This is a genomic window from Actinoplanes lobatus, from assembly GCF_014205215.1.
In the GTDB taxonomy this organism is placed as follows: domain Bacteria; phylum Actinomycetota; class Actinomycetes; order Mycobacteriales; family Micromonosporaceae; genus Actinoplanes; species Actinoplanes lobatus.
Genome location: NZ_JACHNC010000001.1, coordinates 5,166,961 through 5,181,271, shown reverse-complemented (window position 1 = coordinate 5,181,271; position 14,311 = coordinate 5,166,961). Strand labels below are relative to the sequence as shown.

The following is a 14,311-nucleotide window of genomic DNA, read 5'->3' as shown; positions in this document are numbered from 1 at the left end:
GCCGAGAGCAGGCACCCGGGTGCCTGGCCAGCAACACCGCGACCACCCACTCACGGCAACCGGCGCAACAGCCGGAAGCAGCCACCCCGGTGCCTGGCCAGCAACACCGCGACCACCCGCCCAGCGTGACCCCGGTCGCCGAGGACGAGAGCCGACGCCCCGGCCGTGACCGGCGGCAGGATAGGGGGCCGGACCGGCCACCGATCTGCGCCCGGCGGGCGCGGCAAAGGACGGAGTGGCAGCGAGATCGCGCCGACCGGACGGGACAGGACGGATAAGGCGGGACGACGTCGCGCGTACCGGAAAAGAACCGGAAGCGGACCTCGACTATGAAAGGTCTCCTAGCCTGGTCCTGGGCGAGGGGTGAGCTGGTGGGTGATCTCCTCCTCGGCGCCGGCGTCGGGCAGGTGCTTGGCGACCAGGTCGAGGGTCTCCATGATCAGCGCGTCGGCGGCCGGGACCGCGCTGGCCGGGGTGGCGGTCAGCACCGCCTCCAGCCGGGCCGGCAGGGCGGCCGGGGCCAGCGGCAGGCTTTCGGCGAGGTCGCGCACCCACTTGAAGCCCAGGTGCGGGAACCACACCCGGTTCAGGCCGAGCAGCACCAGCAGCACGTTGCGGACGGTGTCCAGCCGGTCCTGGGCCAGCGGCAGCACGTCGCCGCGGGCCAGCAGCTTGCGGCGCTGCCAGGTGGACCGGAAGTCCAGGTGGGCGCGGACCATGGCGAGCCCGAGCGCATCCGGGTACACCTCGGTGCGCGCCCGCCAGCCGGTGACCACACCGGTGTCGTGCAGGGCCACGCCGTACCGGATCAGGGCGATCAGGTCCTGTTTCGTCAGGTCCGGGTCGAACCGCTCGGTCACGTCGGCGATCCACGCGCCGGTGCCCTCGACCGTACGGTGACTGACCTGGATCTCCACCCCGTCGAGCAACACGTCCTCGGACCACTCGTCGTTGTCCGGGTCGTAGCCGTGGAAGGCGGTCAGCTCTCCCCCGCCGGCCGCGACCGCCGCCCGCCGGGACTCGTCGGCCGGTTCGCCGTCCCAGAACACCATCAGCTCGACGTCCGACCAGCGGTCCGCCAGCCCGCGCGCCACCGAGCCGGTGAGCAGCACCGCCCGTACCCCGGAAAGACCCGGAAAGCCGGCGGCGAACCGCTCACCGAGCCCACGCAGCCGGAGGTGATCGTCGATCATCGGGTGGTCAGCGCGGCGAGCACCGCCGGGGCGCCGTCACCGTCCCAGGCACCGGTCAGGGTGGCTCCGGGCAGGCTCGCGCCGAGCCGCCGGGCCACGGTGAGCTCGTGCGTCGCCGACCGCACGGCCACCGGGTCGTCGCCGGTCACCTCGACGACGTCGCCGAAGGCCGGCGGTTCGGCGCCCGAGCCGCGCAGCGCCAGATCCGGTTCGCGGGCGACCCGCACGCCGCCGCTCTCCACCTCCTCGGGCGCCTCCCGGCCGGCGGCCCGGATCGTCTCGGCGAGCTGGGCCACGTAGACCGGGTCGCCGACCGCGTCGTAGACCCAGCGGGTGCCGAGCACCGAGTGCTCGGTGGTGCCGATCAGGAACGCCTCGGCTCCGGCCAGCGGCGCACCGCGGTAGGTGAGCGGAACGTGCAGCAGCGCACCCTCCCCGGCCCGGATGATCATGGTCTCGATGCCGACCTGCCCGGCCGGGTCGTCGAACCGGGCCGCCGCGACCCGGGTCACCGCCCCGTCACCACCCCAGGACCGGCCGGGCAGCCAACGGGCGAGGAGCTCGAGTTTGGACGGAACGATCGTCGCCTTGTGCAGAAGAGCCATGCCAGGCAGCCTATGCCCCGGTGTTCAGAACGGGGCGTGCCGGCCGCGGCCGGTGGTGCGAGCCTGTTCGTAGAGGTGGCGGGCCACGATGACGTCCTCGATGGCCAGGCCCAGCGACTTGAAGACGGTGATCTCGCCGGGGCGCGTGCGGCCGGGGACTCGGCCGGTGAGGATCTCGCCGAGTTCGCCGTGCACGTGGCCGGGGCCGATCAGTCCGGCCTCGGCCGCCCGCAGGTAGTCGCCCGACTCGTTGAGCAGCGACTCCCGGCGGTCGGCGACGAGGGTGGCGGCGGCGAGCAGGTGCGGGTCGAGTTCGGCGGCGGTGGGGATCGACGAGCCGACCGCGTTGACGTGCGCGCCCGGCGCCACCCACTCGGCGAACAGCACCGGATCGGCCGACGTGGTGGCGGTGACGATGACGTCGGCGCCGGCGGCCGCGGCGGCGGGATCGGTGAACGGCACGGTGCCGGGCTCCGCCGCGGCGAAACGTTCCGCCGAGCCGGGGGCGCGGCCGACGATGCGGATCTCGGTGAACGGGCGCAGCGGCCGGAGGGCGTGCAGGTGGGCACGCGCCTGGACGCCGGTGCCGAAGACGGTGAGGACACGGGCGTCCGGTCCGGCCAGCACGTCGGTGGCGAGGGCGGACACCGCGGCGGTACGGATCTCGGTGACGGCCGAGGCGTTGACGACGGCGAGCGGCTCGCCGCTGTCCGGGTCGAAGAGGGTGACCACACCCTGGTGGGCGTCCTTGCCGGCGCGCGGGTTGCCGGGGAAGACGCAGACCGACTTCATGCCGAACGCCGGGCGCGGCCCGTGCAGGTGGGTGGTCATCAGGGCGATCAGCCCGTCGAGTTCGGGCGGGCGGACCACCGTGCGCAGCGGCAGGAACACCTGGCCGTCGGCGAGCGCGACGAGGGCCTCGCGCATCAGTTCCCGGCAGGCCGCGGGGGTGAGCAGGGCGTGCACGTCGGCGGCGGAGAGCACGAGCATGCCGCCCACCCTAGGCGGGTCACCGCCGTCTCGCCGTTGAGACGGCGGTGACCGCCACGGCCGGTTCCTACAGGCCCATGTCCTTGGCGATGATCATCTTCATCACCTCGGAGGTGCCGCCGTAGATCCGGTTGACCCGGTTGTCGGCGTAGAGGCGGGCGATCGGGTACTCGTTGATGAAGCCGTAGCCGCCGTGCAGCTGGAGACACCGGTCGATGACCCGGTGCGCCACCTCGGTGCAGAACAGCTTCGCCGACGCCGCCTCGGCCGCGGTCAGCTCGCCCGCGTCGAGGGCCTCCAGGGCACGGTCGGCGACGGCCTGCGCGGCGTCCACCTCGGCCTGGCAGGCGGCCAGCTCGAACTTGGTGTTCTGGAAGCTGGCGACCGCCTGCCCGAACACCTTGCGGTCGCGCACGTACTGCGTGGCGAACCGGACCGCGGCGGCGGCCTGCGCGTACGCCCCGTAGGCGATGCTGAGGCGCTCCTTCGGCAGGTTCTTGCCGAGGTAGTAGAAGCCCTTGTCCTCCTCGCCGAGCCGGTCCTCCACCGGCACCTTCACGTCGACGAACGCCAACTCGCCGGTGTCGGAGGTACGCAGGCCCAGCTTGTCGAGCTTGCGGCCGACCGAGTAGCCGGGCAGCGTGGTGTCGACGTTCAGCAGGGTGATGCCGGAGCGGCGGTCGTCCGGCTTGGGCGGGGAGGTCCGGGCGCAGACGATCACCCGGTCGGCGAGCACACCGCCGGTGATGAAGATCTTCGCGCCGTTGAGCACGTAGTGGGTGCCGTCCTCGCTCAGCTTGGCCGTGGTGCTCATGCCGGCCAGGTCGCTGCCGGTGCCCGGCTCGGTCATGGCGAGCGCGTACATCGTGTCGCCGGAGACGAAGTCGGGCAGCCAGCGCCGCTTCTGCTCCTCGGTGCCGAGCTCCAGCAGGTACGGCAGACCCAGCGCGACGTGCGCACCGGCCGCGCCGAACGAGACCCCGGCCCGCATGGTCTCCTCGGTCTGAACCGCGGCGAACTTGAAGCTGTCGATACCGGCGCCGCCGTACTCCTCCGGCACCTCGATGCCGAACAGGCCGAGTTCGGCCAGCTGCTTGTAGAAGTCCCGCGGCACCTGGCCGTCGACGAACCACTGGTCGTAGCGGGGCACGACCTGGGCCTCGATGAAGTCGCGCAGGGTCTGCCGGAACGCTTCGTGGTCGGAGTTGAAGACGGTTCGACGCATTGATGATCCTTCTTGCTAGAGACGGCGTCCGCCGTCGACGTAAATCGTCTGGCCGGTGACAAAGGATGCCGCGTCACTGGCCAGGAACGCGACCACCCGTGCCACGTCCTCCGGGCGCCCCACCCGGCGCAGCGGCGTGACCTCCGCTGCCTTCGCACGCATATCGGCAGCCGAGATGCCGACCCGAGCGGCCGTGGCGTCGGTCATCTCGGTGACGATGAAACCGGGCGCCACCGCGTTGACGTTGATGTTGAACGGGCCGAGCTCCATGGCCAGCGTCCGGGTGAGGCCCTGGATGCCGGCCTTCGCGGCCGAGTAGTTGGCCTGGCCCCGGTTGCCGAGCGCGGACACGCTCGACGTGTTGACGATCTTGCCGGACCGCTTCGGGACCATGTGCCGCTGCACCGCCCGGCTGCACAGGAACGCGCCGCGCAGGTGCACGTTCATCACGATGTCCCAGTCCGACGCGGACATCTTGTGCAGCAGGTTGTCGCGGAGCACTCCGGCATTGTTCACCAGCACGTCCACCCCGCCCAGCTCGCCGGCGACCTTGTTGATCACGGCGTCCACCTGGGCCTCGTCGGAGACGTCGCAGCCGAACGCGACGGCGGTGCCGCCGGACGAGCGGATCCGCTCGACGGTCTCGTCGCAGGCCTGCTCGTCGAGGTCGAGCACCGCGACGGCGGAACCCTCGCGGGCGAACTGGATGGCGGTGGCCGCGCCGATGCCGCGCGCGGCGCCGGTGACGATGACTACCCGACTCATATGGCGAACCCCTGTCTCAGAACGCGCTGATCCCGGTCAGCGCACGGCCGATGAGCAGTTTCTGGATCTGGCTGGTGCCCTCGTAGAGGGTGGTGACGCGGGCGTCCCGCATGGCCTTGCCGACCGGGAACTCGTCGACGTAGCCGTACCCTCCGAAGATCTGGATGGCCTGGTTGGCGGCCTTGACGGCGCCCTCGGTGGCGAACAGCTTCGCCATCGACGCCTCGGTCCGGAACGGCAGCCGCCGGTCGACCAGGTCGGCGGCGCGCCAGACGAGCAGGCGGGCGGCGTCGGTCTCGACCGCCATGTCGGCGATCATCTCCTGGACCAGCTGGTAGCCGGCGATCGGCTTGCCGAACTGGGTGCGGTCCTTCGCGTACGCGATGCTCGCCTCGAGGCAGCCCCGGGCCAGGCCGACCGAGCCCGCGGCGACCGCGATCCGGCCCTTGTCCAGCGCGGCCATGGCGATCTTGAAGCCTTCACCTTCGGCGCCGAGACGGGCGTCTTCACCGACTCTCACCTCGTCGAGGCTGATCGACGCGGTCGCCTGGCCACGCAGGCCGAGCTTGCCCTTGATCTCGTTTCGAGCAAATCCGTCTTTGTCCGTCGGCACCAGGAAGGCCGTGATGCCCTTCGGGCCCGGCCCACCGGTACGCGCGAAGATCAACGCGACTCCGGCCCAGGTGCCGTTGGTGATGAAGATCTTCTCACCGGAGAGCACCCAGTCGTCGCCGTCGCGGACCGCCCTGGTGACCAGCGAGCCGGCGTCGGAGCCGGTGCCCGGTTCGGTGAGCCCGAAGCAGCCGAGCACCTCGCCGGCACACAGCGACGGCAGCCAGCGCACCTTCTGCGCCTCTGACCCGTACGCCTGAATGCTCTTGGCGACCAGCCCGAGCGACACCGAGACGATGCCGCGCACCGAGGTGTCGCCGCGCCCGAGCTCCTCCATCATGAGGGCGTAGGTGAGGAAGTCCCCACCCGAGCCGCCCAGCTCCTCGTCGATTCCGAGGCCGAGAAAGCCCAGGTCGGCGAGTTTGCCGACGATCTTGGTGTCGACCTGCTCGGCGCGGTCCCACTCGGTTGCGTGCGGCACGACCTCGCGGTCGACCCACTCGCGGGCGAGATCACGGAACTGCTGCTGCTCCGCCGTCAGGCTGAGATCCACGGCGACCCCCTGGATTAACTGAACACTGTCAGGTTTCTCGGGCCATGCTAACTTAACACCGTTAGTTGAACCAGGCCCCTCGGGAGGACCGCATGCCCCGGCCGACGACGCCGCTGCTGAGCCAGGCCGGCATCCGCGCCTCCGCGCTGGAGATCATCGACCGGGACGGGCTGGACGGGCTGAGCATGCGCAAGCTGGCGGCCGCCCTCGGGGTGAGCGCCCCCGCGCTGTACTTCCACTACCTCACCAAGGAGCAGCTGCTCGACGACGTGGCCAGCGAGATCATGGAGAAGGTGGACGTCACCGCCTTCATCCACGGCTGGCGGGAGGGCCTGCTCACCTGGGCCCGCTCCTACCGGGCGGCGCTCGCCGAGCACCCCAACATCGTCCCGTTCCTGGCCCGCGGCCCCGGCCAGCGGGACGCCTCGCTGCGCCGCGCCGACGCCATCCACGGCGGCCTGGTCGCCGCCGGCTGGCCGCCCCGGGAGGCCACGATGATCGGCGCCTCGACGAAATACCTGGTCCTGGGCGCGGCGATGGGCTCCTTCTCCCGCGGGTTCGTCGACGACGTGCAGGTCTACCTGGATCGTTATCCGTCCCTCGGCGACGCCCACCGGCTGCGCGAGCACGCCGACGCGGTCGACCGGGACAGTTTCGAGTTCGCCCTGCTGATGTTCGTCGACGGCCTCGCCGCCCGCCTCGGGTCACATCGCCCCTGACGCATCAGCGGTGCAGGCCCGCGTTCAGCAGGTCGCGGCGGGTCTCGGCCAGACCGGCCGTGAAGTCGCTGCTGTCCTGGACGAAGTAGCGGTGGAAGAACCAGGACGGTACGCGAGGCGCCCGCCGCCGGGCCAGGAACAGCTGGTCCTGCACCTGCCGGGCCAGCAGCCACAGATCCTGGGTCACCACCGGGTCCTGGGCGGCCGCCGCGGTCTGCAGGCAGCGGCTCCGGGACCAGCGGGCCACCCGGCGCCGTTCGTCGTAGATGCCGCGCTGTTCGCGGAACGTGTCCCAGCCGAGCATCAGCATGCCGAGCGACGGGACACACCACTGGACCACGAAGTCGGTGACCGTCGAGCCGCGGAGCATCGCCGTGAGCAGACCGATCGCGGCCCAGGCGAGCAGCCCGACCATGACCGCCTTGGCGTACCGGCGGCGGACCCGGCCGCCCCAGGCGAGGTTGAGCTGCTGGCGGATCAGCACGTCGAACGGGGACGGCAGGTTCGGCATCGCGTACGACGCCCGCAGTGACGTCTCCGAACCGCGGAACCGGCTGCTCAGCTTGTGCACGTCCTCGGCCGGCACCTCGTCACCGGCCAGCACGTGGTTCCACCGCAGATGGAACAGCCGCACCTCGAAGGCCTCCTGGAGCAGCGCGGCCCGGCGCAGTTCCTGGTGCGCCCAGGACGCCAGCCCGAACGAGTAGATCAGCGCCCACAGGGCCCCGGCCACCGTCACCGTGATGCTCAGCGAGCGGATGAACGGCGTCGAGTTCAGCGACCCGGCGAAGACCGTGCAGAGCCCGATCGCGGCGAGTGTGACCGAGATGGCGATCCGTAGCGCAGCGAGACGGCGAACCCGGGCGTGCGACACCGTCATTGCTCGAATCAGGTGACAGAGCGTCGGCTCCAGTTGCCGCTGCCGCACCACTGATCTCCGCTCGGACATGCGCGCCACCGCCTGCCACGGATCACATCGGATACCGCCAAGATTAGCTCCAGATTGCAGAAATGTTCTTCTATATCTCCAGATAGCGGTAAGGTTTAAGGCGATTGGAGGGCCGCCGTCGGGGAGAGCCGAGCGGCGCGTACCGCCGGGTAGAGCCCTGCCACCCCGCCGATGAGGAGGGTGGCGGCCAGCCCTCCGGCGAGCGCCCACTCGGGAATCACCCAGGGCCACTGCTTGTACGCGGCGTAACCGACCGTCACGACGACCCCCACCAGCACGCCACCCGTCCCGCCGAGCGCCGACAGCAGCAGCGACTCGGCCAGGAACTGGACCCGCACCTGCCCCCGGGTGGCTCCCAGCGCCCGCCGCAGACCGATCTCCGGGCGCCGCTCCAGCACCGAGATGACCATCGTGTTGGCCACCCCGACCCCGCCGACCAGCAGCGCCACCGCCCCGACACCGAGCAGCAGCCCGGCGAACGCCTGGTTGGTGGCCTGCTTGGCGGCCAGCGCGTCGGACGGCCGGGACACGCTCACCTCGTTGGGGGCGGCCGGGTTCGCGGTCGCCGGGAGCAGCTCGCGCACCGCTTCCAGGCGGCTCTCCACCGACCGGGTGTACACCGTGGTGGCGTGCTCGTCGAAGTCCAGCCACCGGGTCGCGGCCGGCCAGCCGAGCAGGGCGGCGCTGTCCAGTTCGGCGGCGAGCGGCACCGGGTCCAGGATGCCGGTCACGGTGCACCGGACGCCACCGACCAGGATCTGGGTGTCCGGGCCGGCCGCGCCGATGCCGAGCCGCCGGGCAGCGTCCTCGCCGAGCACCACGGCCGGGTAGCCGCCGGTCGCCGCGTTCAGCCAGACCCCGTCGTGCAGGGTCGCGCCGACCGTGCCGGGCAGGCTCTCCCGGGCCGCGTACGCCACCAGGCCGTTGGTCTGCGCCTCCGGGATCTCCGCCGACCGGTACACCTTGGCGCCGTCGACCCGGCCGATGGCGGACAGCCGCTCCACCCCGTCCACCCGCTCGATCATCGACTCCGCCTCCAGCGGCAGTTCCGCCTGTTCGCCGAGGATGGTGTTGCCGGGCTGGACGGTCAGCAGGTTGGTGCCGAGCGCGGACAGGGCGCGGTCGAGCCCGGCGCCGGACGACGAGGAGATCCCGGCCACGGCGACCATCGCGGCGATGCCGATGGCGATGCCCAGCGCGGACAGGAACGCCCGCATCGGCCGGGTCCGCAGGCCCACCCCGCCGACCCGGACCACGTCGGCGAACGGCATCCGGGCCGGCCTCACGCCGTCACCCGCTCGGCGAGGACCCGGCCGTCACGCATCCGGATCTGGCGGGGCAGCGACGCGGCGATCTCCCGGTCGTGCGTGATGATCACGACCGTGGTGCCGGCCTCGTTCAGTTCGGTGAGCAGTTCCATGACACCCTCCCCGGAGCGGGAGTCGAGCGCCCCGGTCGGCTCGTCGGCCAGCAGCAGCGGCGGACGGCCGACGACCGCGCGGGCGATCGCCACCCGCTGGCGCTCCCCGCCGGACAGCTCGTGCGGATCGTGGCGCAGCCGATGGCCGAGGCCGACGCGGTCCAGGGCCCCGGCCGCCCGGCGCCGCCGTTCCGCGCGCCGGATCCCCTGGTAGAGCAGACCGTCCGCGACGTTGTCCAGCGCGCTGGTCCCGGCCGCCAGATGGAACTGCTGGAAGACGAACCCGATGCGGGTGGCCCGCAACGCCGACAGCCGCCGGTCGGACAGTCCCGCCACGTCGTGGCCGTCGATGCGGACCGTGCCGGAGGTGGGCCGGTCCAGGGTGCCGATCAGGTGGAGCACGGTGGACTTGCCGGAACCGGACGGGCCGACCACGGCCACCAGCTCACCCGGCTCGACGCGGGCGGTCACCCGGTCCAGCGCGGTCACCCCGCCCGGGTAGGTCTTGGACACCTCGATCAGCTCGATCATCCGGGCACCCCCACGGTCATGCCCTCGGCCAGCCCGTCCCCGGTGACCTCGACCCGGCCGTCGGCGAACAGTCCGGTCCGCACCGGCACCCGGCGTACCGCGGCGCCGTCGACCACCTCGACCAGGAAGCCGCCGCCCGGCGCCGCGAGCAGCGCCGCCACCGGCACGGTCAGCACGTCCCTGCGCTCTGCGGCGGTGAACGTGACGTCCACGGCCGCCGACCCGAGTCCCGCGGCCACCTTGGCATCGGTGAGGGTCACCTGCACCTCGGCCTCGGTGGTCGGGTCGTCGCCGGCCTTCTCGGCGGGCTCGATGACGGTGGCCGTCTCGGTGACCCTCCCGGCCGTGGTCCTGCCGCTGGGCAGGGTGACCTCGGCGGCCGCGCCCACCTTCGCCACGGCCGCGTCCGACACGTCCAGGCGTACCGTGATCACCTTGCCGGTGCCGGTCCAGGTGAGCAGGTCCCGGCCCGGCCCGACGGCCTGGTCCACCTCAGCGATCAGGGAGTCCACCCGGACCGCGCCGGAGGCGAACACCACCTGGCCGAGGGCGACCACCCCGGTCTCCGGCAGGCCGTTGTCCTCCTGCCACTGTTCGACCGCGCCCGCCGTCGAGGCGGTGTACTCGTCGTCGGCGGTGAAGCCGTCGTAGCCGAGGGCGGTCAGGTTGCGTTCCAGCTGGGCGACGTCCCGGCCCTCCGCGCCGGGAGACAACGACCGGTACGCGGGAGTCGTGCCGTACATCAGCACGGCCGGATCGTCGTCGATGCGGTAGAGCGGCTTCCCGCGGGTCACCGTCGCGCCGCTGTCCGGCAACCAGGTGACGGTCCCGTTCCGCCGGGCCGCGGCGGTGCGCGTCGGCCCGTACCCCAACTCGCCGTCGGCCTCCACCGACTCGCGCAACGTCTGCCGGCTGACCGTGGCGCCGGCCGGCGGAAGCCGGTTCCCGGCGCCGGAACCGGCGCCCGCCTCGGGGCGGGCCACCAGCACCGCGGCCGTCCCCGCCGAGGCGATCACCACCACCCCGGCGACGACCGTGCGGATGCGGCCACTCACCGGCTGCCCTGCATGATCGACGCGCATGCCTTCTCGGCGGCCTCGAAGTCGGGGTCCTCGGCGGCGCTGCCGTCGATGCGGATCTGGCCGTTCTCCGGGTCGGGGAAGGCCTCGACCCCGTTGTCGCGCATGCACTGGGACTGCTCGCGCATCCGCTCGTCCTGCTTCGGGTCGGCCGGACCGCCGCCGCCGGTCACCCCGGACGGCGCCCACTCGCGGCAGGCCTCCATGGCGGCCTGCACCTTCCGCTGGTCGCTGTCCGGCCCGAACTTGAGCAGCATGCCCTTGCCCGGCTCCGGGTCGGGCACGTCCAGACCCTGCTCCCGCAGGCACTGGGCGAACCTCAGATTGCGGGCGTCCGGGTCGGAAGAAGGCGCCGTCGACGGCTCTTCCCCGCCGGCGCAGCCACCGAGCACAAGGGCGAGCGCCACACCCACGATTGCCAACCGCATGATCTCTTCTCCTTCGAAAGGGGAACTCGGGCCCCGATGCAACGCGGCGGGCCGTTTCCGGAGCGTTTGCCGACATGCCAACAGCGCGGAAACGCGGCGGGTGGCAGCATCGGGCGCATGCGGATCCTGGTGGTGGAGGACGAGCAGCTGCTGGCGGACGCGATCGCCGAGTGGCTGCGGGAGGAGACCCACGCGGTCGACGTGGCCGGCGACGGCGCGGCCGCCCTGGAACGCGTCGACGTCAACGAGTACGACGTGGTGATCCTGGACCGCGATCTGCCCCGGGTGCACGGCGACGAGGTGTGCCGCCGGATGGTGTCGGCCGGCGCCGAGCCCCGGATCCTGATGCTGACCGCGGCCGCCGAGGTCACCGACCGGGTGGGCGGGCTGTCGCTGGGCGCCGACGACTACCTGACCAAGCCGTTCGCCATGCCGGAGCTGGCCGCCCGGGTGCTCGCGCTGGGCCGCCGCACCCGGCCGGGCAGCCCGCCGGTGCTGCGCCGGGCCGGCATCACCCTGGACCCGGCCCGCCGCGAGGTCACCCGGGACGGCCGGTACGTCTCGCTGTCGAAGAAGGAGTTCGCCGTGCTGTTCGAGCTGCTGCGCGCGGACGGGTCGGTGGTCTCCGCCGAGCATCTGCTGGAGAAGGCCTGGGACGAGAACGCCGACCCGTTCACCGGCGCGGTCCGGCTCGCCATCCTCAAGCTGCGCCGGAAACTGGGTGACCCGCAGGTGATCGAGACCCTGCCCGGCGTCGGGTACCGGATCTCATGAGACCGACCCTGCGGCTGAGGCTCACCCTGGTCTACTTCGGCTTCTTCATGATCGCCGGGGTGGTGCTGCTCGGCATCACCTACGTGCTGTTCCGCCAGAAGCTGCCGTTCTCGCTGATGCCGCCGAGCGGCAACGGGGAGCTGAAGAGGATCCTGCTCGTCAACGACGTCACGCTCACCGGTGAGGCCGCCGACCGGTTCGTGGAGGCGCAGGCCGCCGAGGTGAGCCGCTCGCTGCTCCAGATGGAGGCGGTGGCGTTCGTCCTGGTGGCGGCGGTCGCGTTCGCGTTCGCGTGGACGCTGACCGGCCGGATGCTGAGCCCGCTGCACCGGGTCACCGCGACGGCCCGCCGGATCGCCGCCGCCCCGGCCAGCGAGCGCGGCCTGCACCAGCGGATCGACCTGCACGGCCCGGACGACGAGGTGAAGGAACTGGCCGACACCTTCGACAGCATGGTGGAGCGGCTGGAGCACACCTTCGACACGCAGCGGCGGTTCGTGGCGAACGCGTCGCACGAGCTGCGTACCCCGCTCACCCTGAACCGGGCCCTGGTCGAGCTGGCCATGCACCGCCGGACCGCCTCCCCCGACGTGCTGCGCCTCGGCGAGGACCTGCTGAAGATCAACGCACGGCACGAGCGGCTGATCGAGGGGCTGCTGCTGCTCGCCCGATCCGAACAGGAGCTGGCCGACCACTCCCCGGTCGACCTGGCCGACGTGGTCGTGCACGTGGCCGAGCAGACCGCCGCCGAGGCCGCCACCGCCGACGTCAAGGTCACCGTGGTGGCCGGGCCGGCCCCGGCCGTCGGCGACGGGCTGCTGCTCGAACAGATGACCCGCAACCTGGTGGAGAACGGCCTCCGGCACAACACCGGTCCCGGCGGCTGGGTACGGGTGGAGAGCGGCCCCGGCCCGTCGATCACGGTCAGCAACAGCGGGCCGGTCGTGCCGCCCTACGACCTGCCGACCCTGTTCGAACCGTTCCGCCGCCTGGACGGGGACCGCATCACCTCGGCCAAGGGCTCCGGGCTGGGCCTGTCGATCGTCCGGTCGGTCGCGCAGGCGCACGGCGGCACGGTCACCACTCACCCGCGCGACGGCGGTGGGCTGGTCGTCACGGTCACGCTGCCGCCCACGGGCGGATAGGGCCGTAATTACCTCTAACGGGACAACGTTACCCTGGGCGGATGCCGACCAGCCGGACCCGCGTCAACCTCCTGCTGCTGACGGCGGCCACCCTGATCGCCGCCCTGGTCGTGGCGGTCGGGCTGGCCCGCGGAAACGAGCCGGACCGCGCCACGTTCAGCGCCCCGCCATCGGCCGCCACCGTGCCGAGCGCCACCGCGACGACCGTGCCGGCCGCCTCCGAGCCGCCGGACGGCCTGCCGGTGATCGCCTACGCGGACGGCCCGCGCGGCCTGCCCGCCGACCCCGACCCGGAGTCGGCGACCGCCCTCACCGAGGCGCTGCGCCCGCAGACCAGGATGGCGCTGTACGACGCCCCCGGCGGCCGCCCCCGCGCCTGGCTGCCACCCCGGATCAGCGGCCTGCCGGTCGTCGTCCCGATCGTCGCCCGGCAGAACGGCTGGGCCGCCGTGCTGGTCCCGGCCGCCAACCGCACCGTCGGCTGGGTGCCGGAGGCCGGCTGGCAGTCCGAGCCGCTGCGCGACCAGCTCGTCGTCGACCTCGGCGAACGCCGCCTCACCTGGCTGCGCGAAGGCGCCGAGCAGGCCCACTGGACCGTGGCGATCGGCACCGGCGCCACCCCCACACCGCTCGGCCGAACCTTCGTGATGGGCCGTACCGGCACGTCCGGCAGCGTCTACGCCGGGCTGGACGCGCTGGTGCTCGGCTCGGTCCCGGAGGACCCGGAGAAGATGGCGGCCGGCCTCCAGAAGGCGCACACCGGCATCCACGCGTGGGCGAACAGCTCGGTCTTCGGCAAGGACGTCTCCAACGGCTGCGTCCGCACACCGGCCGCGGTCCAGCGGAAACTGCTCGCTCAGCTGGACCCGGGCACCCCGGTCGTGGTCACAGCCTGACCGGCTGCGCCACCGAGGCGCAGCGCGCCCACCGCCCCACCGAACACCGCGGCCCACCGCCGCCCCGGTTCGCGGCCAGCCGCGTGATCATCTTCGACGCGTGCTTTGTAGTCGGCGCCGCCTCGCGCAGCATCTCCCGGCGCACCTCGTCGAGCAGATCCGGCATCGGCAGGCCGAGCGCCCGGCAGATCGCCGCGAGCACCTCCGACGACGCCTCCTTGGTGCCGCGCTCCACTTCGGAGAGGTACGGCAGCGAAACCCCGGCCGCCGCGGCCACCTCCCGCAACGTCCGTCCCTGACCCAGCCGGATGCGCCGCAGCACCGCCCCGATGACCCGCCGCAACAGTGGCATGCCCCGTCTCCCTTCGCCGACTCGTCCGCTGCCATCATGGCCCGGCGCGCCCGGCGGTGCTACGGTAGGCCCAAC

The 14,311-nt window shown here is 72.4% G+C and carries 15 protein-coding genes and 1 pseudogene; 4 read left to right on the top strand and 12 right to left on the bottom strand.

Going from position 1 to position 14,311, the window contains the following annotated elements:
• Positions 1 to 341: 341 nt before the first annotated feature.
• The 6 genes from BJ964_RS23880 to BJ964_RS23855 all read right to left on the bottom strand — a co-directional run bounded on the left by BJ964_RS23880 (position 342) and on the right by BJ964_RS23855 (position 5,943).
• The gene (locus BJ964_RS23880; RefSeq protein ID WP_188122755.1) at positions 342 to 1,193 is read right to left on the bottom strand and encodes a nucleotidyltransferase domain-containing protein; all 852 of its coding nucleotides are present in this window, start codon (positions 1,191 to 1,193) and stop codon (positions 342 to 344) included.
• Complete coding sequence (locus BJ964_RS23875) at positions 1,190 to 1,798, bottom strand: CG0192-related protein (protein WP_188122754.1); 609 nt, start codon at positions 1,796 to 1,798, stop codon at positions 1,190 to 1,192. Before BJ964_RS23875 ends, BJ964_RS23880 begins: the two co-directional genes overlap by 4 nt.
• Before the next feature lie 24 nt (positions 1,799 to 1,822).
• Positions 1,823 to 2,788, bottom strand: coding sequence for an ornithine cyclodeaminase family protein (locus BJ964_RS23870; protein WP_188122753.1), 966 nt, complete (start codon positions 2,786 to 2,788; stop codon positions 1,823 to 1,825).
• A gap of 67 nt (positions 2,789 to 2,855) precedes the next feature.
• The gene (locus BJ964_RS23865; protein WP_188122752.1) at positions 2,856 to 4,013 is read right to left on the bottom strand and encodes an acyl-CoA dehydrogenase family protein; all 1,158 of its coding nucleotides are present in this window, start codon (positions 4,011 to 4,013) and stop codon (positions 2,856 to 2,858) included.
• 15 nt (positions 4,014 to 4,028) lie between these two features.
• Positions 4,029 to 4,778, bottom strand: a complete 750-nt coding sequence (gene fabG / locus BJ964_RS23860) for a 3-oxoacyl-ACP reductase FabG (RefSeq protein ID WP_188122751.1) — start codon at positions 4,776 to 4,778, stop codon at positions 4,029 to 4,031.
• 16 nt (positions 4,779 to 4,794) lie between these two features.
• Positions 4,795 to 5,943: an acyl-CoA dehydrogenase family protein gene (locus BJ964_RS23855; protein WP_188122750.1), complete on the bottom strand. Its 1,149-nt coding sequence runs from the start codon at positions 5,941 to 5,943 to the stop codon at positions 4,795 to 4,797.
• A 92-nt stretch (positions 5,944 to 6,035) separates the two neighbouring features.
• Between BJ964_RS23855 and BJ964_RS23850 the strand changes: the two genes are divergently transcribed.
• A complete protein-coding gene (locus BJ964_RS23850) occupies positions 6,036 to 6,662 on the top strand; it encodes a TetR/AcrR family transcriptional regulator (RefSeq protein ID WP_188122749.1) in 627 nt (208 codons plus the stop codon).
• A 4-nt stretch (positions 6,663 to 6,666) separates the two neighbouring features.
• Here the strand turns inward: BJ964_RS23850 and BJ964_RS23845 are convergent, their stop codons facing one another.
• The 5 genes from BJ964_RS23845 to BJ964_RS23825 form a co-directional block, all read right to left on the bottom strand.
• On the bottom strand, positions 6,667 to 7,611 hold the full coding sequence (locus tag BJ964_RS23845) for an S-4TM family putative pore-forming effector (protein ID WP_188122748.1): 945 nt from the start codon (positions 7,609 to 7,611) through the stop codon (positions 6,667 to 6,669).
• A 95-nt stretch (positions 7,612 to 7,706) separates the two neighbouring features.
• Complete coding sequence (locus BJ964_RS23840) at positions 7,707 to 8,882, bottom strand: ABC transporter permease (protein WP_188127120.1); 1,176 nt, start codon at positions 8,880 to 8,882, stop codon at positions 7,707 to 7,709.
• A gap of 11 nt (positions 8,883 to 8,893) precedes the next feature.
• Positions 8,894 to 9,562: an ABC transporter ATP-binding protein gene (locus BJ964_RS23835; protein ID WP_188122747.1), complete on the bottom strand. Its 669-nt coding sequence runs from the start codon at positions 9,560 to 9,562 to the stop codon at positions 8,894 to 8,896.
• Positions 9,559 to 10,617 (bottom strand): peptidoglycan-binding protein, encoded by a 1,059-nt coding sequence (locus BJ964_RS23830; protein ID WP_229807428.1) that lies wholly within the window; start codon positions 10,615 to 10,617, stop codon positions 9,559 to 9,561. Before BJ964_RS23830 ends, BJ964_RS23835 begins: the two co-directional genes overlap by 4 nt.
• Positions 10,614 to 11,069, bottom strand: coding sequence for a hypothetical protein (locus tag BJ964_RS23825; RefSeq protein WP_188122745.1), 456 nt, complete (start codon positions 11,067 to 11,069; stop codon positions 10,614 to 10,616). The genes BJ964_RS23830 and BJ964_RS23825 overlap by 4 nt, the downstream gene beginning before the upstream one ends.
• Positions 11,070 to 11,186: 117 nt before the next feature.
• Here BJ964_RS23825 and BJ964_RS23820 point away from each other — a divergent pair, with 117 nt between their 5' ends.
• From BJ964_RS23820 to BJ964_RS23810, 3 genes are read left to right on the top strand one after another with little or no spacing between them, the layout of a single operon-like run.
• Positions 11,187 to 11,843: a response regulator transcription factor gene (locus BJ964_RS23820; RefSeq protein ID WP_188122744.1), complete on the top strand. Its 657-nt coding sequence runs from the start codon at positions 11,187 to 11,189 to the stop codon at positions 11,841 to 11,843.
• On the top strand, positions 11,840 to 12,988 hold the full coding sequence (locus tag BJ964_RS23815; RefSeq protein WP_188122743.1) for a sensor histidine kinase: 1,149 nt from the start codon (positions 11,840 to 11,842) through the stop codon (positions 12,986 to 12,988). The genes BJ964_RS23820 and BJ964_RS23815 overlap by 4 nt, the downstream gene beginning before the upstream one ends.
• A 41-nt stretch (positions 12,989 to 13,029) precedes the next feature.
• On the top strand, positions 13,030 to 13,884 hold the full coding sequence (locus tag BJ964_RS23810; RefSeq protein ID WP_188122742.1) for a L,D-transpeptidase: 855 nt from the start codon (positions 13,030 to 13,032) through the stop codon (positions 13,882 to 13,884).
• A 112-nt stretch (positions 13,885 to 13,996) separates the two neighbouring features.
• Here the strand turns inward: BJ964_RS23810 and BJ964_RS48110 are convergent.
• A pseudogene (locus BJ964_RS48110) lies at positions 13,997 to 14,236 on the bottom strand (helix-turn-helix domain-containing protein); the annotation flags it as partial.
• Positions 14,237 to 14,311: the final 75 nt, after the last annotated feature.